The organism is Halosolutus halophilus, assembly GCF_022869805.1.
In the GTDB taxonomy this organism is placed as follows: Archaea; Halobacteriota; Halobacteria; order Halobacteriales; family Natrialbaceae; genus Halosolutus; species Halosolutus halophilus.
This window is the reverse complement of sequence record NZ_CP094974.1, coordinates 814549-839497: the sequence shown is the minus strand read 5'-3', so window position 1 is coordinate 839497 and position 24949 is coordinate 814549. Positions and strand designations below refer to the sequence as shown.

Sequence of the window (24949 nt, the reverse complement as noted above, 5' to 3'; positions counted from 1 at the left end):
CGATCTGCCGAGAGCAACCGATGATACGTATTTTCGGCCAGATGCTCCGTTCCGACGTATCTGAACGCTCTTTCGTCACGTATAGATTGACTCATGGTGGAATCCTTCTCGCAGCGGTTTCGGCTCGGATCTTGTCACCCATATCTGCACGGTAAACGTGAGTAGGGTGTTCGCAAAAACGGGTGGACCAGCGGTAGGACGCTTCGGTTTGATTGAAGTACAGTAAACCATGGATCCATTGACTACCGCTAAATTTGAGTGAAAATTTCCCTCCAACGCGAGAGTCTATATCTGTAGCCCGGGTAAACCGTACGATGAGTTCTCACGCGGTGAGCGAGGTGCTTCGGGAAACCCTCGCACTCTTCGATGAATTCGGAACTCCACAAACGACAACCGAAGTGGCGGACCGCCTCGACCTCGGGCGCCGCAGCACCTACGAACGCCTGAGGCGCCTCGTCGAACACGACCGGCTCGAAACCAAGAAGGTCGGTGCGAACGGGCGCGTGTGGTGGCGGCCACGGGGTCGAACGGACGGCCGATCTTCTACCGCCAGGGACTGGCCAGCCGCTGAAACGTCGCTGCTGAAGGACGTGCTCGACAGCGCCGATATCGGCGCGTTCCTCCTTGACGAGAACTTCGAGGTGGTGTGGATCAACGATACGACCGAGCGGTACTTCGGGATCGACCGCGAGGCCGTCGTCGGTCGGGACAAGCGACGGCTCGTGGCGGAGCGTATCTCCCCTCGTATCGACGAGAGAGAACGCTTCAAAGAGACGGTTCTGGCGACGTACGACGACAATACGTACACCGAGCAGTTCGAGTGCCGTGTGACGGCCGGGGAGAAACGCGAGGCGCGCTGGCTCCGACACCGCAGTACACCGGTCGAGTCGGGTCCGTACGCAGGGGGGCGGGTCGAACTCTACTTCGACGTCACCGAGCGTCGGCGCGCCCGATCGGACCTCATCGAGAGCGAACGGAAGTTCCGCGCCGTCTTCGAGGAGGCGTTCGACGCGATGCTGATCGCCGACGACGACGCGACGTACGTCGACGTCAACCCGGCCGCCGCCGACCTGTTCGACCTTCCGGCGGCGGACCTGCTCGGCCGATCAATCGATGAATTTGCCCCCGAGGACTACGACTTCGAGCGGGCCTGGCACGAGTTCCAGGAGTCCGACCAGGATCGCGGTCTGTTCCCGTTCGTCCGGTCCGACGGGGAGCGACGCACCGTCGAGTTCGCGGCGACACCGAACGTTCTCCCCGGTCGTCATCTCTCGATCATACGCGACGTCACGGACCGCGAGGAGCGCGAGCGCGAACTCCGTGCGACGACGGAACACCTCGAAGCGGTCATCGAAGCGTCGCCGAACGGGATCGTCGTGTTGGACGAAAACGGCATCGTCGAGGGGTGGAACCCGGGCGCGGAACGGATCTTTGGCTGGACGGAAGCCGAAGTGCTCGGGGAGGTCATCCCGGTGGTGCCGGAAGCGAAACGGTCCGCGTTCGAAGAGCGGCTGGAGGCGGTGAACGAGGGTGAGACGTTCCACGGACTCGAAGTGCAGCGTCGGACGAAAGCGGGCGACTCGGTCGACGTGAGCATCTCGACGGCGCCGATTCACGACGCCGACAGGGGAAGCGCCGGCACGGTCGCGGTCATTCACGACATCACCGAACGCAAGGAGCGCGAACGCCGCTATGACGCCATCTTCAACCAGACCTATCAGTTCACCGGTCTCCTAGAACCAGATGGCACGCTCGTCGAGGCCAACGAGTCCGCCCTGAGTTTCGGCGGGGTCGACCGAGCGGCGGTCGTCGGGCAGAAGTTGTGGAACGCGTACTGGTTTGAGCACGGCAAGGCATCCGACCGCGTCCGCGAGGCGGTCGAACGCGCCCGCGACGGCGAGTTCGTCCGCCGCGAGGTCGAAGCACGGGGCACCGATCGTATCGCTGTCATCGATTTCTCCGTCCGTCCAGTGACCGACGACCGCGGCGAGGTTACCCACCTCGTTCCGGAAGGACGCGACATCACCGACCGCGTGGAGGCCGAACGGGAACTGGAGCGTAACCGGGAGCAATTGGCCGCCCTCAATGACGTCAACAACATCGTCCACGACATCACGGCCGCGGTCATCAACCAATCTACACGCGAGGAGATTGAGCAGACCGTCTGCAAGGCCCTCGCCGACACGGACTCCTGTGAACTCGCGTGGATCGGCGACGTCGACACCGATTCGCAGACGGTACACGTCAGAACCATGGTCGGAGACGGCTGTAATCTCGACGAGAGCGCTTTCTCAGGCAATTCCGAGGACGAAGATGGCGGCGGACCGACGAAAGCCGCTTTTCGGACGCAGTCGATGCAGGTCGCGAACGGTATCGACGCCGACTCCGAACGCGAACTGTGGTGTAGCCAAGCCGACGCTATCGACGTCCGTTCGGCAGCCGCGATTCCGCTCGTGCACGACGGCACGGCGTACGGCGTGTTGAACGTGTGCGCAGGCCGTCCGTCTGCGTTCGAGGGAGAAAAGTCGACGGTGATCGGCCAGCTCGGAGCGCTCGTCGGCCACGCGATCGCCGCCACCGAACGAAAGCGAGCGTTGATAAGCGACGAGATCGTCGAGCTCGAGTTCCGCATCCCGAATATCCTCGGATCCATGGAGATCGACGCGACGGCCGAGGGGCGGATCACCATCGACGACGTCGTTGCGACCAGCGACGAGGCCCAACTCGTTTACGGCACCGCGACTCCCGCTGCCCGTGAGACGCTCGACGCCCTGATCGACCAGCACCCCCGCTGGGACTCGCTGACTGTGCTCGCCGAAGAAGGTACCGTCACCAGGTTCGAGGCTCGCGTCAGTGAACTCCCGCTTCGTTCCGAAGTGGCCTCGCAGGGTGGCTCTATCGACGAGGTCCTGTTCGAGGGTGGCGACCTCCGTCTCCGGGTCCATCTCGCGCCGAGCGTCGACACGAGATCCGTCACCGAGACGGTCCGCAGCGCGTATCCGACCGCCCAGTTGCTCGCCAAACGCCAGTTCCCGCGCTCCCGGCAGCCGGCGACTCACGTTCGGCAGATGCTCGTCGAGAAACTCACCGACCGCCAGCAGGCGGTCCTCGAAACCGCCTATCACCGGGGATACTTCGAGTGGCCGCGAGACGCGTCCGGCGAGGACCTCGCCGAATCGCTGGATATCGCCCCACCAACGTTCTCCCAGCACCTCCGCAGTGCCGAAAGGAAGGTGTTTGAATCGGTGTTCTCGTCCCCTACTCCGACCTGACGGTCACCAAAAAGGAGGGCGCATCGAGATGCCTCTCGTCGGGTTGTTTCTCGGAACTGGCTCCGTGGACGCCATCACCCCGCGATAGAACCAACTCGGTCAGTCGTTCGATCTGACCGGTTATATTTTCGTTGTGTCGCATACTGGCTTCGGCCCTCGCGTGCCTCACCCGATCTATGCAACAGTTGATAGAACTCTAAGCGGTCAGTCCGCTGGTTTTCTTTCGGGTAGTTCAGGCCCTATACCGCGAAATAACGTGGGCCGCCGTGCTGGATACGTCCTCTGTATTCAGCACGCCGTTTCTGACAGTGGTCGCGCAGAACGAGCGGCCGCTGCTGCATAGAACGCGCCTATTTATCAGCCAGTTCTGTACTCCCACTTGGATTGTCCGGCGTGTCGTTTTGGCCGGTACGAGGTCGTGTGAGTCCGATGCCACTGAGAAGGAGTCCACCGACTATCGTGAAATACGCACCCCGTGCCGGGACAACGATCGGAGCGTAGGCGGGAACGTACGACAGAATATTACTGCCGACTGCAAGAACGGCCCCACCACCAGTCGCGATTATGACCCGGTTCGTGGTCGTGGTATATCGGCGAGTGAAGATACAAAAGAGCGTGACCCCGATTCCCCCAAGCAGCAGGTAATCCGGCCGTTGGAGTCCACTCTGCATACCGGCGAGGTAGACACTCGGCACATCCCCGTGATACGATGGGTTCTGCTGTATCCAGGGGGACACCAAGCCGGCGGTGAGGAACGCTGCACCGACCAGCCCCACGACGGACTCAATCAGGTGGTGTCTCTGCCTCATACGTAGGACTGAGTACACGTCGATACGTGTTTTCTGGAACCACGTGTCGAAAGCGGGCGAGACATCCACGCTCTGTATTCAGCACACAAGTTCTCCCGCTATTTCGGTAGTTTGACTCACTTCTGCTGAATGGTGGGTTCGAATTCAGAGGTGCCAATACTCGATCGATGGAGGGTGATCGGTCAATACAGCCGAGCTATTTAGTGGGTGATCTATCCTCATGTAGTCTCTGGTTGTGCCCGATCGGTGGTTGCCTCTCAGTTCTTTGCCGACCCGCCAATCCGATTGATGCCGAACACGGCGACGAGGGCGACCAGCGGGAGGACCGCGAACAGTCGAAATAGCGTCCCGAACGACCCGCCTTCGAGGACGCTACCGGCGAGCGCCGCACCGAGCGACCCGACCCCGAAATACTCATGCTCACAATTGCTAAAATCGTCCAATACTGACAAGGGGAGAGAGCGGGGTAATTTTGTCCGATGATGGGTGTGGACTGACAGAGACTGCCGTTCGTACAAGACGCGTGTTGAAAGCCCGTTGCTCGGATTAGCCAGACAACTGCTGCAGTCCTATCGCACGTTCTCTATAACTGGTGTCCCGGTCAGCAGCGGAGTTCCGTGCCGGTGCCACCGACAGTAATAATACGAAGTGTGTACAATACTCTCAGGAGAGATCCGTGAGCAAGACAAACGACGGAAAGCGGATGTAAGTAAACAGCCCCATGGTAGAGAAATCGTTCACGATCGAGGACGCTGACGCTGTATTGGACGTGACCGGTCAGGTGTGTGCGATGCCCATCTTAACGGCCGCAGATGAGCTTCGTAGCGCAGCCGATGGCGACCTGCTAGCCATCAAGACTGGAAAGCCCGTAGACGAATGCGAGGATGTCGAGGACTGGGTTAGGAGACTCGACGGCGCCTCGCTTATCAGTACCCGCGGGACAGATGACGGGGTTATTGCGTTCCTCAGACGACAAGCATCTGATTGATCGTGGCTACGGCAATACCAGCAATAGAACCAACGGCAAGCACCTGGCGACGAGATAGTGGAGGGGTCATAAACTCAGTAAATATCCTCACTTGACAACTGCTTTTTCCGACAGAATCGCGTACTCAGAAAATAGCGTATCCGACTTTTCCGTTGCTGACAGAGACGCACTCTGTATCTATCACCAGTACAGGACCCTAGCAGTCCCGGAGGGTTTCCTTAAACCACTGCGACTGGTCCGACAGTGGCCTCTCCCATGCTCCGGAGGCGTGTGGACGTTGCCCCCTGCACGAAGAGTATAGTCAGGGTCACGTGTAGGCGACCAACCGCAGGTTCGTCGGGACCAGCAGGGTGGTATCGGCGACGATCGGCGGGCGGACGTACTCGTCGGCGGGGAAGGTGATCCGGTCGCGCTCCGTCCCGGTGGCGACGTCGAACCGCAGGAGTGCGTCCGGCGGATCCTCGCTGTCCTCGCGCCGGGCGTACCTGATCGCGAAGAGGTCGTCACCGACCACGATCGGCCGCGAGTAGCCGTGGAACTCGACCGGGGTGGGTTCTGGCCCGACGTCCCACAGCAGGTCGCCAGTTTCGAGGTCGCGGGCCTGCAGTCGACTCGGGTAGTCGCTGTGTACATCCAGCGCGTAGACGACCACCTCCGGCGTGACGGCGCCGACCTCGAACCCGGGGCGGGCATACCGTGTCCCATCGTCGCTCTCCCCGTCCTCGAGGAAGTGCTCGCTCTGGACGCGCCACTCGATCGCCCCATCCGCGAGCGACAACGCTCTGAGTTCGCCCGGAAACCGCCGCGAGATCACTCGGCCGGCGACGACCGCGGCCGTGTCGCCGCCGGCGTCCGAGCGCCACTGCCGGTCGCCGGATGCGGGGTCGAGCGCGAGGACACCGTCGTCGCGCGTTGGCAGGACGACCCGTCCGTCGGCGACCGCGATGTCGTGGGGCCGCCCCCCGTGGACAGCGCGCCAGCACTCGACGCCGGTGCGGGCGTCGCGCGCGGTGACGGCGAAGTTGTCGTCGCGCGTACGGTCGACGGCAAGTAACCGGCCGCCAGCGAGCGTCCGTGGGACGTGTGAGGAGACGGAGTCGGTCCACAGCGCCGCACCGTCGCCGAGCGAGCGGGCCGCGAACCGGACGGGAGAGTCGGGAACTTCTCCCTCGACGAACGCCATTCCACCCGCGGCACAGACCTGCGCGTAGCTGGCGTCCTCGGCTTCACGACGCCACAGCACTCGACCGTCAGCGAGCGAGATCGCGAGCAGGACGCTTTGCGGGGCAGCCTCTATGAGGGCGACGACGACGCCGTCGACGACGATGAGCGGACGCAGCTCGTACACGTCACCGACCGGCCACTCCCGTTCCCACGTCCGGTCGGGCGGCCAGTCCGGGCCAGCGCGTGCGGGAGCGTGGCGCGTGTTCGCTCGGTCGTGCCGGGGAAACGGCCAGTCCGTCGGGTTCGTGGCGAGCGGGGACGGGGCACAGTCGCGGCCAGCGAGCCAGTCGGGGACGCTGTCGGCGGAGCGGACGCCCGCGATGTAGCCACCGACCCCAGTCGCGGCACCGCCAACGGCCCCGAGTGCCTGGCGTCGGGAGATGGAGGGTGGATCGGGCATACGCTGGCTTCCGAGAGAGCCGACAAAAATTTACTGGACCGCGGAGGGTTCTCAACAGTCGGCTCCGGAGGATGGTCGCTGACCGACTTCTTCGAGATCTCCGTTCGGGAGGGCTCCAGACGGCCTGCGCAGTTCGGGGGTGGCCGTGCGTTCGGCGAGGGATTTCTCCAGCGGCCACCGCGGAGTGTGGTCTTGTTCCTCCTGTGGATACACCGAGCGCACCGATCCCGATCCAATACCCCAACACCCGATCGGCTCCCGAAGACCTGAAAGCTTATATGACAGCTATCGGAACTGCGGTCCATGCAACTCTACTGGCCGGAACCGACGTCGCCCGGTGAGATCTACGACTGTCTGGAGTGTGGGACCGCGATCGACGGGGTTACCGTCGAGGGGTTCTGGTTGGAGCGGGAGAACTGGCAGGCGCCGAACACACACGAACTCTACTGTTGTGCCTGCTGTGTCGAGAAAATGAACGCGTGGCCGAACCAGCCGGACGTCGACGACGAGGCCGACGTGCTCGCTGCCTTCTCGTAAGCGTCGCTTCGCACATGCGGTGAGCCACGACCACCGCCTGTCCGACTGAGCCGCGGGTCAGAACCTGGCGGCTGCCCAGAGCGCGATCGTGCGGGGCCAGCCTCACGGCCGATTACCTCGATATCGTGTCGGGCCAGTTCGTATGATCACACCGCCAGCCGTACCCGGTCCGACGATGACGACCTCTCGGTTCTCGATCCGGTCTCTCATGCGTAGGCCGAGCGGGGCGTTGGCTGAATTGACAACACTTCACCCGACGGGGCCGGGGTTGGTTTCGACTCCCGACTCACAGGTGCCACGGTCGCGAAAAGAAGGGGGCTCTCGACGGGGCAGCGACGAGTCCGGGCTCGGCTTACCGGACGTCGCCCCAGGTCCCGACACGGTCGCCCGCGACGAAGCGACGCTGCTCGAAGCCGAGCGCGTTACAGAGCATCGTGTGCCCCATGAACGACACCGCGTAGTCCGCCATTCCGAACGGATGGAGTTCGCGCTGGTTCGCCGGCGGCAGGACCGACCCGATGAGGTTGATCTCCGCGTCGCCCGCTGCCAGAGAGCCGGCTCCGACCCCTTCGTCGGTGATTTCCGGCGGCGTCCACGGACTCCCCGAGACGTCGACCTGCATTCGGCCAGCGACGTCGCCGCCGGCGGCCTCGAAGGCGTCGTCGTCGATGATCGTCGCGGGCTGATCGTTTGCGTTCGGGACGTACCCGACCTGTGGGCTCTTCCAGATCTCGTGCTGGAGGTCCCTGATATCCGCGAGCAGGTAGTGATCGAAGTCGCGGTCGATCAGGTTCGCGATGCCGAGTTGCACGGTTCGCATATCGTCCGCCGAGAGCTCCGCAGCCTGGCCGACCTCGATGGCAGCCAAGAGATAGAGCCCCGTATCTGTGAGTACGAGGTCGCCACCGGCCTCGACGAATTCCTCGATCGCCGCAATATACGCGTCGTCGTCGCGGCCGACATCGTGTGAGATCACGAGTTTGTCGTAGCGGCGCTCGCCGGAGCTGCCGCGCATCAGGCGGCCGGTCGTCACGTCGTGCACCCGCAGTCCGTCCATGGCCCCGTCCTCGAGGTGGGCCTCGAGATCTGCGAAGAACTGCATCGGGTTGACGACGTACTCCGTCTGGGAGTAGCCGAACGCCTCCTCGGGATCGGGATGCTCGTCGTCGCTCTCGATCGTGACGATGTCGACGTCGAGCTCGCCGGCGCCGTCGAACTCGATCGTCCACTCGCCCGCATCGGGATCGGGGACGTAGAAACTCCTGACGTCGCTCTCCGCGAGGTCGACCGCCCGCACGACCTCGCCGCCCGGGTTGACCAGTGTGACGACACCGTCTTCGGTGCCGGACGCGGCGAACTGCGCGGCCAGCGAGTGGGTTCGCTCCGCCATCGTCGGCGTGGCGCGCCCCTCTGGCCCGGGGTGGACGGTTTCGTGGCGACGCTGCACCTCGGTCGCACGCTGTTGGCCAGGGCCGTCCCCCTGGCCGGGGCTCTCGTCGGTGTGCGAGAGGTCCGCGGACCGGCGCGTCAGGGCATCCGTGGTGACGTAGGCGGTATCCTGTCCGCCGGTGGCCACCGTGGCATCGGTGTCCGCGGCGCAGAGTTCGGCGTACTCGCGCATCGAGATCCGATACGCCGTCGCCAGATGCCGTTCGATATACGGGCGCCAGTTGATGGCGTCGCGCAGGCCCAGCTCGGGGGCGACCGTAATGGCGCCGAGGCCGCCGAACGCTTCGGGCTGGCCCGCCCAGCCGAGCAAGCCGCCGGTGATGTTGTATCCCAGCGAGTCGTAGATCGAGCCGTAATCGAACAGCCGATCCGGGACGTATTCGTCGATGCCGGCCGTATCCCGGCCGGCCCGAATCGTGTCGTCGGCGATCGCCGCGGGGCTGCCCCAGTGGGCCTCCATCCCCGCGCCGATCCGGCGATTCACCTCGTCGAGATCGTGCGTGCCGTCGTGATCGTACGCGGCGTTCGACTCGAGGTTCAGGACCATCGAATCCGCCCAGCCCATCATGTGGTAGTCACAGAGGTATTCGACGTTAGCGTACTCCCGGAGGTGGGCGACAGTCGCCAGCGCGTCCGGGACGACGTCCGCGTAGCCGACGTCGTAGCCGGGACGGGTGGCGGGCGCGTCGTCCGGATCGGCGGGCCAGAACCCCGGATTCGCCCAGCCGATCGTCGGATACTGGCGGTTGGTGTCGACTTGCGACGCGTTCCCGCGGTAGTGCCCGTAGAAGGTTCCCTCGACGAACCGGTTCCAGGGATGGGGGCCGTACTGTGGGTTCCGGACGGTCCAGCCGTCGGGATTGATATAGACGTAGACGATGACGATGTCGTCGAGGAGGTGAGTGAAGTCGTCTGCGTCATCCTTGGCTGCCTGTTCGAGAACCCGGCTGCCGGCCTCGACGCCCGCTCGCTCGTTGCCGTGGATCCCGACGATGAACACCGCCTTGTCCTTCTCTCGGAACGACTCCTCGTCCCGAATCTCGTTGGTCAGTTCCGCGACGTAGATTTCGCGCCGGTCGGGATCCTCACCGGTGTGGAAATTCTCCCAGCCCGGCCCCTGCCCGATCCGGTGGACGCGCACCCGGTCGGGATATTCCTCCTCGAGGTGGTCGAGCGCCTGGCCGGCCTCCGCGTGGGAGATCCAGTCGCGTGCGGCCTCGATGTCGGGGAAGACCCCGTCGGCGTAGGGGTCGTCCAGCTTCCAGAACGGGTTCGCCCCCGGCGAAAAGTCGACGTGGTCGACGGCGGCGTCGAGGGCATCGAGCGCGTACTCGAGTTCGGCGGCCGTGAGAGAGGCGTGTGCGGCGGGCGTCGGCTCCTCGCGCGTCACGACCTTCGGGGCGCGGTCGTCCTCGTCGATGTCCCAGTCGGGGTCGCCGAACTCGGCGGCGAACGCATCGAGGGAGTCGGCGTCCCCAAACTCGAGGACCAGTGTTGCTTCGTAGTCGGCGGGCGTCGCGTTGATCACAAACTCGGCGAGTGCGGTCAGTGCCTCGTCGGTGACCGCGGCCGAGACCGTGCTCGGAGCGGCGAGTCCAACACCGGTCGCTGCGGCGACGCTCAAGAAGGTCCGTCGGTCGATCGCGCTCCCAGCAAACGCGTCCTCGTCGAGTTCCGCGGCGTCTTCGTAGGTGTATGTCTCGCGGTCATCGTGCGGTGCAGGATCGTCGTGTTGCCGTGGATCGCTACTCATGTGGAAGTGTGACAGGATGCCACACACCACCCGATCACAGACTATCAAAAGATCCTGATTGGCTTTCTCATAAATTTGAGCAGGTGGAAATTCTTATTGATCGGCGGGACATCGAATCGAAACTGGTCCGGGGGCGGCCGGAGCGACGAGTCCGGTCTGCTGGCGCTCCCGCTCCCGGATGCACGTCCCCGAAGGCGGCGATCCGTTCGCCACTCGCTCGGCGGGCTGGCGCGTCACAACTGCCCGGACTGGTCCTGCCGGACGTGGTGTGGGGCTCGATCACGCGGCGGATTTCGGGGTGGCGGCCGCGATCGACGCCGCGTCCGGCCCCGTCCGGTCGCTCCACCGCATCCACGGCGAAACGCGGTCGCCGCCGGGCCGACGGGCCCAAGTGGTCTGTGGCTCCACCGGCGTGTTCGCGTCCCCGGACACGGGGCCCCACCGCAGTCGCTGGTGCCCGCCCTTTTTCGCGCTGGCCGTCGGGATGGATGCGTATGCGACGCCTTCAGGCCACCCTGTCCCGCGAGGCGGCGGCCTGCCCCGAGACGATCGACACCGGGGAGATCATCAACTGGCAGTACCTCCGCGACGGGAGCATGATCGAGCTCTACCAGATTCCGGCCGACGACGGCACGATCTCGCCCGAGAACATCCCCACGGAAACGCTCGCGTTCGAACGGTTCGACCCAGCCGGCGAGTACGTGTACGTCTACCACCGGTCCACGCCAAACGAGATCGTCGACGCGCTCATCGAGGTGATCGACACGTACAATCTCGTTATCGAGCTGCCCATCGTGTTCGACGATCGCGGCGTCACGGTCTCGTTGCTCGGTGAGACCGAGCACCTACAGGCCGCCTACGACGTGATTCCCGAGCCGATCAAAGCGCAGACGACCGTCGAGCGGCTCACGTCGTTCTCGCCGGTCGCGCGTGGGTTGCACGCCGAACTCACGCCGCGCCAGCGACAGCTCCTCGACGCCGCCATCAGCGTGGACTACTATTCGGTTCCGCGCGAGGCCACGGTAGCCGACGTCGCCGAGGTGGCCGACTGCGCGCCGAGCACCGCCGCGGAGCACCTGCGCAAGCTCGAATCGCGTGTGTTCTCGACGCTGGCGGATGCCTGAGGCGGGGGCTCACTTAAACGACCCCAGATCAGCGGCAACAGAGCAACCAAGCGCGCGACGGTGTCTCCGGATATGGCAGGACCCGATCCCACTGCCGTCACAGACGGACCGCACCGACATGATCGACCCGCGAGCGAGGGCCCGCGCCGCACGGCCCTCCGACGGGGGGCCCTCGGGCTCGCGCCGATCGGCGCCGCCGTCGCGATGCTCATCCACCCGCACGTCGGCGATGCGCCCTTCGCCTCCATCGCGGCCGCCGCCGACACGTGGCTCCTCGTGCACGTGCTCCTGTTCGCCTCGCTGCCGCTGCTGGGCGTCGGCACGTACCTGCTGCTCGATCGCGTGCGTGGCCGGGTGGCGCTGCTCGGCCGGCTCGGGGCGGCCGTCTTCACCGTGTGCTACGGCGGGTACGTCGCGATGGTCGGCCTCTCGAGCGCGCTCATCGTGCGCGCTGGAACCGGCCTCGCGCCGGCCGAACAGGCGGGTATCGACGCCGCACTCGCGTACCTCCTGGAGGCGCCGGCCATCATGGCCGTCGCCGGCATCGGCGCGCTCGGCTTCCTCGTCGCCGTGGCTGCGACGGCCGTCGGCTACCGCCGCCGCGGCGTGTCGATCGTGCCGCTCGCGCTGCTCTTCGGCGCCGTGGTCGCGCTGACGGTCCACTCCGGGCTGGTCGCCGTCGCCGGCATGCTCGCCTTCCTCGTCGGCGTCGCCTGGCTCGAGTACTCGGCCGTCGTCGCGCGTCCCCACGCAGAGCCGACAGCTGCGACGTGACGAGCGATCGGTACATTGGCGGCACGTCGCCGGTCCAGCCCCGATCCCGGGAGACGGAGAGAGAAACGGAGTCTCTACCGTCGTTGGCCTGCCTTCGGTGGCCCCACCGCTGTGCCGGCGATCGCGACAGCCGCGAGGACGCTCGTCCACGCGAGGACGACCCGGTCCAGTACGAGGCCGCCGCTCCATGTCGGGGGTGTGTTGGCCATTCGATCGGCTATTCGGGCCGGACGCGAGGTAATGGCTGGTTCGATCCCATTTTGTCGGACCTCCCGGACGCTTTCCGTCCCAGCGCGGAATCGGGGCGTTTTGAGAGCCACCTCGCTGACGACCCGATATTGGCTGCTGCAATCGCGACGTCGTTTTCGGCATCCGCCGACCGAACCTCGAGTTCCGCCGCGGTTTCGATCCGCGTGCCCTCGGCCGGTGAGAACCGCCCCATCGGTTCGCCAAACGTAGTCAGTGACTTCTATCGGACGGGAGACGGGCTCTCTCGGGCATACCGCGCCGTTTGTACCCGGCTTCTTGCGGGTGAGCTGTTCTCAATCACGACGACGTTCGGAGCCCCGATCCGGGTCTGGAAACGGATTCAGATGAGATCGAGCGCCTCAAGTCGCTCTCGGAGCTCTGCGCGTTCAGTCTCGTCCATGCGACGAAGCGGGCTCCGAAGCGGCCCGGCGTCGAAGTCCCTGAACGAAAGCGCGGTTTTTACCCCGGCCATGTATCCACCGCCCGATTTCAGGGCATTCCGAACGGAGAAAACCGTTCCCTGGAGTTCACGAGCCCGTTTTCGCTCCCCGCCAGTGTACGCCTCGTAGAGTTCGACGACGAGTTCGGGGAAGACGTTTGCAACGGCGCTCACCATCCCGCTACACCCGACTGCGAGTCCCGTGTAGAGCAGCGAATCCGATCCCGAGAGATAGGTGAGTTCGGGGTGGGCGTCGATGGTTTGGACCAGCCACGGCACGTCCTTGCTCGAATCCTTCAGTCCGACCACGTTGTCGATCTCCACGAGTTCGGTCAGCGTGTCGTGAGAGAGCGCGTTTCCTGTTCGACTCGGGATGTGGTAGACGTACACCGGAACGGAAACGGCGTTTGCGACCCGCCGATAGTGCTCGATTGCGCCCGTTTCGTCCAGCGGATAATAAAACGGTGTGACGACGACCACCCCGTCAGCGCCGACGGATTCGGCGTGTTCGGCGTGTGCGACGGTCTGATACGTGCTGGGTGCGCCGACACCGGCAATCACGGGAACGTCGCCGTCGACCGCTTCGACCACACGTTCGACGACGCGCCCGCGTTCCTGCTGGGTCAGGAGGGGAAATTCGCCGTTGGTCCCGAGCGGAAAGACGGCGTGTACGCCCCGATCGACGACGAAGCGAGCGTGGGCTGCCGTCCGATCGTAATCGACGGACTCCTCTTCGTCGAACGCAGTCACTGTCGGCGGAACGACGCCCCTGAGCGAAAGCGGATCCGCTTCTCCTGGGTCGGCAGTTGCCATACCCGCATACCAACGAATCGACCGGTAATCGCTGCTGATAGCGGCAAAATCCCGTTGTTCCCGCGTGTGGACTCGAACGGGCGTCAGACCGGCTAGACGGCATGGATTCCCTGGAGCGGTCCCGGAGGCACATCAGGGGTCCTTCCGGGTCAGCCCCGCGGAGACGATGCCTCCCGTGGGCTCGTCGCTGCGGCGGCCGTCGACGACCACCGGATACGTCATGGGCTGGACTGCGTCGTCAAGGGCGACGACCGCGTCCCAGTCGGTGACGTCGACGGCGCCATGGGCTTCGGCCGCGCTGGTGGCGTACTCGAGGCCAGAGAACCGGTCCTGTTCTCCGTGGCAACGGGGTCGTAGGCGACAACGTCGGCGTTTTTCGCTTGGAGGGTTTCGACGACGGAATCCACCCGCATCACGCGGGATGGACAGCGTTGCGGAGCCATCCAGCCCGCAGCCGACGCGGCCGACCGCGATCGGCAGTCGGTCCGACTGCTCCGCGCGAGGGGCCAACAGACCGCCACTCAAGCAGTGAGAGGCGAGGCAGCTCGTGGTGTATGACCAGGATCGGAGCGCTGGATGACACGGGTGAGTCAGTGTGCCCTGTAATTCAAGGGGGCGTGGTTCGACACCGACACGCCCGCAAGCTAGCTCGACGCCGTCGCGTGGCACCTCGGTAGGGACTCACTGGTGGCCGACAGTGCGACCCTCGCAAACGCGACGATCGGCGAGAACGTCTACGTGATGGCGGGTGCGACGCTCGTCGACGCCACAGTGGAGCGATCGGTGGTCCCCCCCGACGCGACGCTCGAGGGGGCGACGGTGCGCCGCTCGATCATCGACGCGGACTCCCACCTCGCAGGGGTGGCGCTCTCCGGCGCGCTGATCGAGCTAAACACCCGGATTCCAGCGCGGTCCGAGTCGGACCCCGACTAACCGCGGTCGCCGTCCCACCGATCGGGTTCGAGGTGGGAGACGTTAGAGCGTTGGGAGATGAGAACTCAGACTACGTGTTGTAGCTCTGTTGATACCCGCAGAGAGTGATGGGTTCATACCCCTCTGCGGCCAGTACAGGCGAAGGCGTTACCGGTGTACTCCATCTAATTCCCGGATGGCTGTTAGAAACGGCTTGCTGAATATAGAGTGGATGCAGTAATCCACTCTCATTTGTGCCAAGGGAACTGTGCTGAATTTGCTGATCAGTAGTCCTGCGAACTACCTACGGGAATCGGTTCGCCATCTATACTGATGAGTTCCTCATCTGGAGGACGCGGCTTCCCATAAGGTACAGGACCGCGCCGAAAAGAGCCAACAAGGCTATATCTTCCTGCTGATGCCCATCATTCGCCATTACAGCACCGAATGCTATCACGAGAACGGCGGTACATCGACGGATCGTCCGACGGAGGGCCTGCGTGGACATAAGCAAAGACGATTCTATTCTGCAATAAACATTGGTATGCAAAGGGGATAATCCGTATCAATAGTTCTGTGCGCCCCCTGTATTGAGCAATTGTACTCCTCCTAGGTGGACGACCATCTATGCTACATTCGCGCCTTGTATCTTGCAGCAGTTCAACTAACTCCCGAACTGTTGTTAGAAGCGGCGTGCAAGATACAGAGCATGAGATCAGCACGACGGCCTTGTTTATTTCACGCCGAAACCGGTGAACCGCCTGCTCACTACACGTACGTATTTATCAAATCCAAATCTTTGTAATAGATGTCGTTAGTGAGTTTATATGGATAGAACAGATTGGTTCCTTGCGCTCATCACTTTTTTATTGGCTGTAATCGCCCTTGAAACCGTCACAGTTGATACAAACCAAATTTTTCGAGATATCGGTGGTAGCGTCTCTCTATTGATAATCTTCCTCTTACCACTCTATCTTCTTGTCCATGTCATAAGAGACCATCATGAAGTGCCAAACTGGTCGGACCGGTAATTGAATCCTCTGTACTGAGCGATCACCACCTTCGCAAATCGAGCCGAATCTCATGTTACATTCGCGCACTGTATGCAGCAGGTCTGCTGAATCACAGCACTTCTGAGGACGAGGTCCGCCAGGTGGAACGACCCTCCGAGTGGATGGTGGCTTCGATGTAACCCCCTGGCACCGGTGTCCGCGAGCGCTTATGTCTCCGCCATCACTATCGATTTTTGCTGATCGGATACAGTTCCACCACCGATGTCCCAACAGAAATCTGACTACGTAGACGACACCGCAATTGACGCAACGCTCGACGAACTACCGGATGCAGAGACACTGGACGAGACCGTCGCGAATCTCGAGGCCAACGGGTTCGATGTCGTCGTCGTTGACTCCGCTGACGAAGCCCTGGAGACGCTCCAGTCACACATCCCCGCTGACGTCACCGTGATGAACGGACACTCAACGACCCTCGAAGAAATCGGATTCGTCGACTATCTGACCGAGGGCGAGCACGACTGGGAGTCCCTTCCGAACGAGATCTGGAGCATCGACGACGATGCCGAGCGCCAGGCCGCCCGCCGTGAATCACAGACGGCCGACTACTTCCTCGGCGGCATCAACGCTATCGCCCAGACGGGCGAACTTGTTGCGGCTGATCGCTCTGGAAGTCGCATCGGTGCGTATCCGTTTGCCGCCAGTAATGTCGTCATCGTCAGCGGCGTGAACAAAATCGTGCCGACGCTCGGTGCGGCGCTTGACCGACTCGAGTCCGTTGCGTACCCACTGGAAAACGAACGCGCGAACGACGCCTATGGTGTTGACTCGGCGATTGCCAAGCAACTCGTCTTCCGCCAAGAACTCGAAGACGGGCGCACGACCGTCGTCCTGATTCGCGACCAACTGGGCTACTGAGGCCGAGTCCGGGCAGCAGGTACTTCCCCTGCGTCTTTCAACCCCGGTTTCGAGGCAGTTCAGCGTCGGAGTGCCCGGTAGCGGTCTTGAGCCACAGTTATATACTATTTTTGAGATTGCTGGTAGTTGTTACAGCGGTAGCGAGGCGAAAGTCCACGGCTTTCGCCGTGGGAGGATGTCAGACGTGGGTCGGCTACGTTCGACGTGACCGGTGCGAAAGCGACCCCCAGACTGTCGCGAGCGACCCGGCACCGTTTCTGGTGGTGCGTCACCCGATATCCGCCCGACCGAACCGCCACATGCCGAACACGACAGGGAGAGCCAGCCACGCGAGCAAGACCGCGATGGCGGCCTCCGGCTGGACGTACCACGCGAGTTCGTTCGGGGTCGGGACGTCGACCGACCTGGTCATCGCGTCAGGAAAGGCGCCAATCGTCGCCACCAGATAGGCGCGGGTGGGGTTGGTCACCATCCCGAGGAACTGGATCGGGGCCGCGCCGACGCCCAGGCCCAGCAGGTCGTTGAGGACGTATTCGATCCCGGCCAGTCCCGAGATGTCCTCGTTCAGCGTGACCAGATTCGTCGCGAAGTAGAAGCCTAGCGCGCCGGCCATCGCACGCGAACGCGTGTCAGTCGCGGCCGAGATACCGATCGCCACGGCGACGTACGCCAGCGCGTACAGCGTCGTCAGCGCGGCGACGTGGGCGAACGCCGCGGCCCGAACCGACCCGAACCAGAGTGTGGACAGACCCGCTGCGACGAGGAACCCCGCGCCGAGCGACAGGGCGACGAGACTCGCCCGGGAGACGTACTTCCCGAGGACGACGTCGCGGCGGCTGATCGGCGTCGAGAGCAGGTGTTTGATGCTCCCGGACTCGCGCTCGCCGGCGACGGCGAGGTAGGCCGCGACGAGTGCGATAGCCGGGACGAACACGGCCCCGACGAACACCATGTTCCACAGCGCCGTCAGCGGGCCGGTCGGTCCCTCGGCGTTGCCCAGCCGGACGTGGAGGAAGAACAGTCCGACCAGCAGCGTGTAGTGGACGCCAACGAACCAGACGATCTTCGCCCGGCGAGCGTCGAGGAAATCCTTGTGAACGACGGCGCGGACGCTCATCGGATGGCCTCCACAGGTGTCGCGTCGTGTTCCCCATCCGGTGCTGGTCGAGGTGCCCCGTCGCCGGAGGTATAGGTGTCGAACAGTTGTTCGAGCGACGTGTCCTCGGCGTGGATGTCCCGGACCTGCGTCCGGTCGGCCAGCTGCGAGACCACCTCGACCTTGGCCTCGGGGTCGGTGAGTGTGGCTGTCACCGTCGCCCCGTCGATCGTGACGCGTCGCACGCCGTCGATGGCGTCGAGTCTGTGGTCGGCGGGGACCGACGAGACCACGACGCTGATCGACCCGCCGAGTCCGAGCGCCGACCTGAGCGCTGCGGGCGTGCCGGTCGCGACGAGACGGCCGTCGTTCAGGATGCCGACCCGGTCACACACCGCCTCAACCTCGCTGAGGATGTGACTGGAGAAGAAGACGGTCGTGCCGTCGGCCGCCACGTCGCGGACGAGTTCACGAAACTTTCGCATTCCCGTCGGGTCCAGCCCGGAAGAGGGTTCGTCGAGGATCAGCAACTCGGGGTCGCCGACCAGCGCCATGGCGAACGCGAGGCGCTGTCGCATCCCCTTCGAGTAGCCGCCGACCGCGCGGTCGGCGGCCTCGGTCGACAGGCCGACGCGGCGGAGCAGGTCGTCGGCGTCACTGTCGACGTCGTTCGCGCGGGCCATCCACCGGATGTGTTCGGAACCGGTCAGTCGTTCGTAGAGGCTCCCGCCGTCGGGCAGGACGCCGGTCCGACGGCGGATCGCCTCGGCCTCGCTCGTCGGATCGTGGCCGAGGACGGTCGCCGAGCCGGCAGTCGGTCTGACGAAATCGAGAAGCATGTTGATCACCGTCGACTTGCCCGCGCCGTTCGGGCCGAGGAAGCCGAACACCTCCGCCTCCTCGACCGTCAGGTCGAGTCCGTCGACGGCGACGACGTCCTCGCCGAAGCGCTTGGTCAGTCCGCTGGTCTCGATCGCAGTCATGGGTCCCTCCGTTCGGCAGTGGGTACGGCCAGTCGGGTGGCGAACGATGCGATAGCTCCGACTGACCCCGCTGCGTCAGCCGGTGTGATCAGTTGCAGAGTCGGGGCCGAATTCTCGGTGCTCGGTCTGGGGTGACCCATTCTGTGTAGACAGACGGCCTGGGGTCAGAGCCCCGTTACGCCGGGTATGCTGGGCGGATTTAAGTCCCTCCCCGCGAACGCCCCAGCACGGCCCCGAACCATCGGTGCGACCGCTCGTCAACGCTCGGTCCGACCCGGAGCGGACACAGCCAGGGCGCCACTCCCTCGGCCGAGCGGAATCAATTTTTTACCGCGTCTCGCCGAAGTATCCCGTACGGCGATGCGCGAAGCAGACATCTCGGTCAGCGACGCGATGTTCGACGCGGTCGGAATCGGAGAGCTGATCGAGCTCGGGGAGGCGGCCGGCATCCGAGAGATCGAAGAACTCGCCTGTCACGGCACCGGGGCGGTCGTCAAGGTGACGGCCGAAGACCGGTACGACGAGGACCGGCTCTCGGCGCTTTCGTGTGTCGACGAGTGGAGCTACGTTGCCGAGACCGACGCCGGCCACATCTACGTCGTCGAGTTCACCGCACCCGACCTGCCGCCACACCTCGCCGACGAAGCCGACGACCTGATCGGGACCTGTGATCCGGAGGTCGACGAGGCGTCGGTGTCGTTCTCGCTCGTCGGCCCACAGGAGACGATCGCGAACACGATCAGCGCGTACGAGGCCGCCGGCGTCTCGACGGAACTCGACAGGCTCGGTCCATACGACGGCACGCCGGAGCCACTGGACGAGCTGACCGATCGCCAGCGGGAGGTGATCCAGACGGCCTACGACATGGGGTATTTCGAGGTCCCCCGTGAGGTGTCGGCCGAGACTATCGCCGCCGAACTCGATCTGGACCAGTCGACCGTCGTCGAACATCTCCAGCGGGCCGAACGGAATCTGCTGTCGAAGCTCCTGTAACGCGACTCAGCGCGGACTCGGTGGTGGGCGCTCACTCCGCGAGCGCTGCGGCAAGTTCCGTCGCGTCGGCGGGTGACATTGTGACCGTCGGCGCCGCTACCGTGTCAGCCCACTGCTCGTAAGCCTCCGGCGTCGGGAACGCCTTCACGTAGGGACAGATCGCCGCGTAGCCACGCTCCAGCGTCGGGGTCTCGCCGGCGGGCGGATCGACAGTCTCGTCGATGCCGAACGAGAACACGGCCGTTTCCGGAGTGACCGTCAGTTCCCCGTCGTCGGACGCTTGGAGCTCGATAGCCGTTCCGTCCGGGCTCTCGGTGTGAATCCCGACCGGTTCCGCGGTCATCACAGCTAGGATGACGGCGTCGTAAAAACACGCGAAGTAGTACGTCTCGTCGTCGGTGATGCCGACGTGGTCCGTCTCCGATGGGGAGTGACAGAGGTCCTCGATCGCGACCGAGCCGTCGACGACCCGCTGCAGCGCGTTGACCCACTCGCCGACGGTCTCGACGCGCTGGCCCAAGAACCGGCCGAACGTCGAGCGCAACGCTTCGGGCAGTTCGGCGTCGAGGACGCTCGTCTCGGTGCGTATCCAGTTCGCCGTTCGCTCGGTCTCGTCGGACTGTTCGACGGCTTCGTCACAGCAGGCACAGGATTCACCTGTCATACACAGACAGACGCTGGTCCGGACGATCGGCCTGACGCCCATCCTACTGGGCAGAGTTAAATCTAGATGGCGTCTGTTGAACGACCATCGGCACAGTGCTGAAGCCCCTCTGGGGATTGGTTAGACGCCCGTGAGAACAGTTCTATGGCTTTCCTCCGGTCAGTATCTGCCCGTCGTCGTTGAGTGTGCTGGCTCGAGACGACGTATCCTCCATCCTCGATAGAACGGTTGAAACTACGAAGCGATGGCCCTGTTGAAATCCTATTGGTTCGATACCTTTCCTTCTGAAACAGCCGTGGGTCGGTATGCAAATCCATCACTTTGCTCCCTGCGTTGCTCCTTGAGGAAGGGGACTTAGCGCCTAATTCCAGTTCAAAGCCTCGGGCGCGGTGGCCCGAGGCTGGTTACACCACGCGAGCAATCGCTTCGATCACTTCTCGCAAATACACTCGTACTTGATCCGACTCGTCGAAACCAGATAGTGGTGGAAGTTGGTGGCGAGTTGGCGCATCGCTTCGGCTTGCTCCTCGGTCGCGATCCCGAGTCGATAGTACGTTTTCGTCCGGTTTTGATTCCACAGCTCGGTGAGTTCCTCACCGAATCGATCGGCGTACAATCCGGCCTCGGCTCCTCGCTGGTAGAGCCGACTATGGCTGCTGATGATTTCCTCGGGTGCCATCGCTCCGTCGTGGATGAGCCGAAACTGGATCGTCCGTTCGATCGCGACGAAAGCCGACTCGATCACAACGGTGTAGTACCCTCGCTCAAGCAGATGGAATCCCGCTGCGAGAAGTCGGCAGGCCCGACGAAGTTGGACCACTCGGGATCGTCGACATTGAGTCCTTCTTCGATCGTGACCGGCGAGTCTTCGAACGTTCGTTCAGCGGCTGCCAGATCGTCACGAATCTCTTCGTTCACCATCGCTATACACCTCCGTTCTGATCTCAGCGAGTTGGTCTGACCCAACGAGAGTTATTCCTTCGTCGAACTGTTCTTGTAACCGCTCGCCAATTCTACGGGCACTCTCGACGGATTCGACCAACGTCTGGAACGTGTATCGATCTCCGTCGAACTTCGTCTCTTGGAGTTCGCGAACGATCGACTGCACGGCACGTCGAGCCGGGGTCTTGTCTTTTTCGACGATGATGAGCAGGTCGATATCGCTGGCTCGGTCTGCTTCTCCCCGAGCAACACTGCCGAGAAGTACGACGCCGATCAACTCGTCGACCTCTTCGTGGAGGTGGTCGAGAAACGCCCGGACCGGCTTGTGAAACTCCGACTGTGGAATTGAAAGGACTGGGTCAGGGTTACTGAGCCGATCGCGGTTGATCCCGACGTACTGTTTTCGTCCCTCCTTGCGCGTCTCCACGACGCCAGCTGCGGAAAGTAACTTAACTGCCTTCGAGACGGTCGCCTGATTCCCATCGATCACCGTCGCAAGCTCGCTGACGGTAAACTCGGAGTACGGCTAATCGATCACGACAGAGAGGACGTCTTGCATCGCTTGGTAGCGAAATATTCGCTCCTCCGGGAATGGATACTCCACCGCGATCGTGGTTGACCCCTTCCTATTAGGCATATGATTCCTATTAGGAATAGGTATTCAAAAGAGTATGGGTTCTGGGTTCTTGCTTACAACGTGATCGCGGCGAGTACGACCTCAGCGAGGCGATCGACCTGCTGATCCAGAGCGGCCGCACGATCGACGCGATCGGCCTCGACGGCTGGCGGATCGACGTCGGCTATCCCGCTGATCGCGACGAGGCCGAACGGCGACTGCAAGGGGGCGAGGACGCCGAAGACGGGGACGTGACCGTCGAGTCCGCGTCCGACTGAGATCTCCGATTGTCCACACCGGTCTCGGGGCCAGTCAGGGGATCGTGAAGCGGCAATCGGACCCGTCACGCGACTCCGGGATCGGACCTTTTTGTCGGTCACTTCGGTAGTGCGTCGTGTGCATTTACGTCAACGACCTCGCCGTGATCGAGCTGGCACGTTTTTCCAGCGGAGTTAGCGAACGCTTGCTCAAAAGCGACACGAGAGAGGACTTCCAGAAAGTCCTCTCTCGTATAGCTTCCACAGGGTTTGATATCGAACTCGAGCGCTGGGTAAACGACGGTAGAAGCGGCGCGACAGACTTGTTTTGCTTCGGTCGTCTCGACCATAGCACCCCTACCAGCAACGCCGCAACTTAGCTTCGGCGTCTACTGTTCAGGGCGGGGAGGATGTCAACCGCGCCCACTTGCCAGTCGATCAGCCTCGGGGAGCGTTCGTAGCCACAGCATCGCACCCGTGCCCACGAGCGGGCCGACGACGAGTGGCACGAAGGCCCACTGCCACCCAACCACGTTTTGGACCAGGGGAATCAGCTGGATAGAGGCGATGGTGATGAGAAAGCCGATGGCAGTCTGCAGCGTCAGTGCAGAGCCGACGTAACTCTCTTCGGCGAGTTCCGAGACGGCCGCGGAGAACTGTGCGGAGTCCGCGACGATAAAAAAGCCCCAGACGAGGACGAATGGGACGATGACGGCCAGTGACGAACCGAAGACGACCCCGGCAAGGAGACAGGCGGTGCCGGAAACGCCCATCGAGACGCTCGTCACTAGCGAGCGGCCCCAGCGATCAGCGGCCGAGCCCGCGAGCCAGGCACCCCCGCCGCCGATGGCGATTGTACCGAACGCCAGGAGCGCGGCGAGTTGTTCCGCGTTGGCCGTCCCGCTGGCCTCAAAGCTGGCAGCGAGGTAGATCGGTATCCAGGTCCAGACCGCGTACAGTTCCCACATGTGACCGAAGTAGCCGGTGTTCGCCAGGACGACGCTACGGTCGGTGACGATACGCCGAATCGCGCTGGGGTCGAACGGGGACGCCTCAGGCTGGTGTGGACCGTCCTCGTAAGCGAGGACGAGAAGCCCACCGAGGGCTGCGAGCCCTGCGGTCCCGTAGAGCACGAGATCTGGTTGGCCGATGCCGCCGACGGCCCGGATGAGGTGTGGCGACGCTGAACCGACGGTGAGTGCGCCGACGAGGACACCGATAGCGAGGCCGCGCCCTTTGTCGAACCATGCGGCCATCATCTTCATCCCCGTCGGATAGACACCAGCGAGGGCGACGCCGGTGGCGAAACGGAGGACGATGGCCGGGAGGCCACTCGAGACGAAGCCAGCGATGAGTGCTGTCGCACCAGCACCGGCGAGCGCAGAGCCTGCAAAAAGATACCGAGGCCGGATGACATCAGCGATGGTGAGCGTTGCCGACAGCAGTGCACCGACGACGAAGCCCAGTTGGACAGCGTTGGTCAGCCACGCCGTCTCGGCAGCGGAGAGGTGCCACATCTCGGCCAGTTCCGGGCCGACTGCTGTCCCGCTAAACCACAGCGTCATCGCGAACAACTCCGCGATCCCGACCAGGACGAGTGCTCGCCACTTCCCGTTAGCGATGGCTGCCATTCGTGAATGAAAGAAGATACTACGAATAGAACAAGATACCGGTCCGCTGGGAGGGCGCTGTTCAGATTAGCGTTTGAAGGAGTGAAGCGGTGTCGTATACGGCTGTAATTGCTACGCTGGTCATTCAGTGAGGTGAGAGAGTCGGTGGCGCCGACCAATCAGTACAACTCCCTCTTTTACCGGGGTCTTCTCTCACTCGCTGCGCTCGTTCGATCGAACCCGGTAAAACCCGTTGATGTCAAAAAACCACCGTTGCGAGGTTTCACCCCGCTCCGGCGGCGAACCGCTCGCTTTGCCCGCGGATGTTCGAGTCCTTCCGCAGCGTTCCATTCGCATATCTACTGAACAGTTGCTTCATTGACTTCGGGATGAAGCAAACGAAGCCGTCGTCCTAAACTCATCCTCTGTATCTCGCACCCAGTTCCTGTCAGTATTTGGGTATAAGGCCCAGTCGCTGCTGAATATAAGGCGCGAATGTGCCACAAGATTCGACTCGGTTTGCGACGTTAATGACCGCTAAGTACAGGCAAAATAATCATCACATCGTAGACTGAAGTATGGGTGATGCATACGCGGTGGAACTCGTTTCTCCGGAATACCACTCTCGCTACGGTACTCCTTGCAGGGGTGTACGGTCTTCGAGCGGCGGCTCCACTTGACACGCTCGAGAGTCCGTGGCGATGGTCTCTTCTCTTTCCGTCCAATCCGAAGAGACTTACTACGATACTGGGGGTGAATTACCCAGAAGCCGTTGCGCCAGTGGTGTTTATCGCAGAACTCTTTCTTCTCGGACTGGTCGGTACCGCTGCTGCGCACCTCGTTCATCGCTGGGCAACCGACGCCCACCATACCGGGTGGCATCTCGGTGTGGCTGGTGCCCTCGGTATAGTCGGTATCCACTGGATAGAGTGGGGAATTAAATTCTCCGGAACGACCCACACCCCGACAGAACCGGTTGTTATTACGGGCGTTTCGGGGCTGATACTGCTTGGGCTGGCCGGATGGCTCGCTGGCAGTGGGACACGGAAGTGAACGCCAGTTGACTGTGAAAGATATCACATTACATAAGCACGTCTCTATACCGGATAGTTCA

At 63.0% G+C, this 24949-nt stretch carries 21 protein-coding genes and 1 pseudogene; 10 read left to right on the top strand and 12 right to left on the bottom strand.

Going from position 1 to position 24949, the window contains the following annotated elements:
• Window positions 1–254: 254 nt before the first annotated feature.
• Window positions 255–3272 (top strand): PAS domain S-box protein, encoded by a 3018-nt coding sequence (locus MUG98_RS04060; protein ID WP_265110880.1) that lies wholly within the window; start codon window positions 255–257, stop codon window positions 3270–3272.
• A gap of 1066 nt (window positions 3273–4338) precedes the next feature.
• On the opposite strand, the gene MUG98_RS04055 is transcribed toward MUG98_RS04060, so the two are convergent.
• A complete protein-coding gene (locus MUG98_RS04055; protein WP_265110879.1) occupies window positions 4339–4524 on the bottom strand; it encodes a hypothetical protein in 186 nt (61 codons plus the stop codon).
• Window positions 4525–4802: 278 nt separating this feature from the next.
• Between MUG98_RS04055 and MUG98_RS04050 the strand changes: the two genes are divergently transcribed.
• Window positions 4803–5069, top strand: coding sequence for a sulfurtransferase TusA family protein (locus tag MUG98_RS04050; RefSeq protein WP_265110878.1), 267 nt, complete (start codon window positions 4803–4805; stop codon window positions 5067–5069).
• Window positions 5070–5376: 307 nt separating this feature from the next.
• Here the strand turns inward: MUG98_RS04050 and MUG98_RS04045 are convergent, their stop codons facing one another.
• A complete protein-coding gene (locus tag MUG98_RS04045) occupies window positions 5377–6693 on the bottom strand; it encodes a PQQ-like beta-propeller repeat protein (RefSeq protein WP_265110877.1) in 1317 nt (438 codons plus the stop codon).
• 303 nt (window positions 6694–6996) lie between these two features.
• On the opposite strand from MUG98_RS04045, the gene MUG98_RS04040 reads away from it, so the two are divergent.
• A complete protein-coding gene (locus MUG98_RS04040; RefSeq protein WP_265110876.1) occupies window positions 6997–7230 on the top strand; it encodes a hypothetical protein in 234 nt (77 codons plus the stop codon).
• Between the two features lie 352 nt (window positions 7231–7582).
• Here MUG98_RS04040 and MUG98_RS04035 read toward each other — a convergent pair whose 3' ends face one another.
• Window positions 7583–10432, bottom strand: coding sequence for a M14 family zinc carboxypeptidase (locus MUG98_RS04035; protein ID WP_265110875.1), 2850 nt, complete (start codon window positions 10430–10432; stop codon window positions 7583–7585).
• Between the two features lie 494 nt (window positions 10433–10926).
• Here MUG98_RS04035 and MUG98_RS04030 point away from each other — a divergent pair, with 494 nt between their 5' ends.
• Both MUG98_RS04030 and MUG98_RS04025 read left to right on the top strand, forming a co-directional pair.
• Window positions 10927–11556 carry a helix-turn-helix domain-containing protein gene (locus MUG98_RS04030; RefSeq protein WP_265110874.1) on the top strand — a complete coding sequence of 210 codons (630 nt, stop codon included), beginning with the start codon at window positions 10927–10929 and terminating at the stop codon, window positions 11554–11556.
• A 72-nt stretch (window positions 11557–11628) separates the two neighbouring features.
• Window positions 11629–12330, top strand: a complete 702-nt coding sequence (locus MUG98_RS04025) for a hypothetical protein (RefSeq protein ID WP_265110873.1) — start codon at window positions 11629–11631, stop codon at window positions 12328–12330.
• Between the two features lie 74 nt (window positions 12331–12404).
• Here the strand turns inward: MUG98_RS04025 and MUG98_RS04020 are convergent, their stop codons facing one another.
• Window positions 12405–12539 carry a hypothetical protein gene (locus MUG98_RS04020; RefSeq protein WP_265110872.1) on the bottom strand — a complete coding sequence of 45 codons (135 nt, stop codon included), beginning with the start codon at window positions 12537–12539 and terminating at the stop codon, window positions 12405–12407.
• Window positions 12540–12919: 380 nt separating this feature from the next.
• Complete coding sequence (locus MUG98_RS04010; RefSeq protein WP_265110871.1) at window positions 12920–13831, bottom strand: dihydrodipicolinate synthase family protein; 912 nt, start codon at window positions 13829–13831, stop codon at window positions 12920–12922.
• A 687-nt stretch (window positions 13832–14518) separates the two neighbouring features.
• Here MUG98_RS04010 and MUG98_RS04005 point away from each other — a divergent pair.
• Entirely contained in the window at window positions 14519–14764 is a 246-nt protein-coding gene (locus MUG98_RS04005; protein ID WP_265110870.1) for an LbetaH domain-containing protein, read from the top strand.
• A gap of 304 nt (window positions 14765–15068) precedes the next feature.
• Here the strand turns inward: MUG98_RS04005 and MUG98_RS04000 are convergent, their stop codons facing one another.
• Complete coding sequence (locus tag MUG98_RS04000; RefSeq protein ID WP_265110869.1) at window positions 15069–15251, bottom strand: hypothetical protein; 183 nt, start codon at window positions 15249–15251, stop codon at window positions 15069–15071.
• A 766-nt stretch (window positions 15252–16017) separates the two neighbouring features.
• Between MUG98_RS04000 and MUG98_RS03995 the strand changes: the two genes are divergently transcribed.
• Window positions 16018–16674 (top strand): lactate utilization protein, encoded by a 657-nt coding sequence (locus MUG98_RS03995; protein WP_265110868.1) that lies wholly within the window; start codon window positions 16018–16020, stop codon window positions 16672–16674.
• 268 nt (window positions 16675–16942) lie between these two features.
• On the opposite strand, the gene MUG98_RS03990 is transcribed toward MUG98_RS03995, so the two are convergent.
• Both MUG98_RS03990 and MUG98_RS03985 read right to left on the bottom strand, forming a co-directional pair.
• Window positions 16943–17791, bottom strand: a complete 849-nt coding sequence (locus MUG98_RS03990) for an ABC transporter permease (protein WP_265110867.1) — start codon at window positions 17789–17791, stop codon at window positions 16943–16945.
• Complete coding sequence (locus tag MUG98_RS03985) at window positions 17788–18753, bottom strand: ABC transporter ATP-binding protein (protein ID WP_265110866.1); 966 nt, start codon at window positions 18751–18753, stop codon at window positions 17788–17790. The genes MUG98_RS03990 and MUG98_RS03985 overlap by 4 nt, the downstream gene beginning before the upstream one ends.
• 360 nt (window positions 18754–19113) lie before the next feature.
• On the opposite strand from MUG98_RS03985, the gene MUG98_RS03980 reads away from it, so the two are divergent.
• A complete protein-coding gene (locus MUG98_RS03980) occupies window positions 19114–19746 on the top strand; it encodes a helix-turn-helix domain-containing protein (protein WP_265110865.1) in 633 nt (210 codons plus the stop codon).
• Window positions 19747–19777: 31 nt separating this feature from the next.
• Here MUG98_RS03980 and MUG98_RS03975 read toward each other — a convergent pair whose 3' ends face one another.
• The 3 genes from MUG98_RS03975 to MUG98_RS03965 form a co-directional block, all read right to left on the bottom strand.
• A complete protein-coding gene (locus tag MUG98_RS03975; protein ID WP_265110864.1) occupies window positions 19778–20410 on the bottom strand; it encodes an alkylmercury lyase family protein in 633 nt (210 codons plus the stop codon).
• A 430-nt stretch (window positions 20411–20840) separates the two neighbouring features.
• A complete protein-coding gene (locus MUG98_RS03970; RefSeq protein ID WP_486606250.1) occupies window positions 20841–21230 on the bottom strand; it encodes a DUF8154 family protein in 390 nt (129 codons plus the stop codon).
• A gap of 78 nt (window positions 21231–21308) precedes the next feature.
• Complete coding sequence (locus MUG98_RS03965; RefSeq protein WP_265110862.1) at window positions 21309–21842, bottom strand: nucleotidyltransferase domain-containing protein; 534 nt, start codon at window positions 21840–21842, stop codon at window positions 21309–21311.
• Between the two features lie 209 nt (window positions 21843–22051).
• On the opposite strand from MUG98_RS03965, the pseudogene MUG98_RS03960 reads away from it, so the two are divergent.
• Window positions 22052–22246 (top strand): annotated as a pseudogene (locus tag MUG98_RS03960) (UTP--glucose-1-phosphate uridylyltransferase); the annotation flags it as partial.
• 392 nt (window positions 22247–22638) lie between these two features.
• Here the strand turns inward: MUG98_RS03960 and MUG98_RS03955 are convergent.
• Window positions 22639–23856, bottom strand: coding sequence for an MFS transporter (locus tag MUG98_RS03955; protein ID WP_265110861.1), 1218 nt, complete (start codon window positions 23854–23856; stop codon window positions 22639–22641).
• A 564-nt stretch (window positions 23857–24420) separates the two neighbouring features.
• Between MUG98_RS03955 and MUG98_RS03950 the strand changes: the two genes are divergently transcribed.
• Entirely contained in the window at window positions 24421–24888 is a 468-nt protein-coding gene (locus MUG98_RS03950) for a hypothetical protein (protein ID WP_265110860.1), read from the top strand.
• The last annotated feature ends 61 nt before the right edge of the window (window positions 24889–24949 follow it).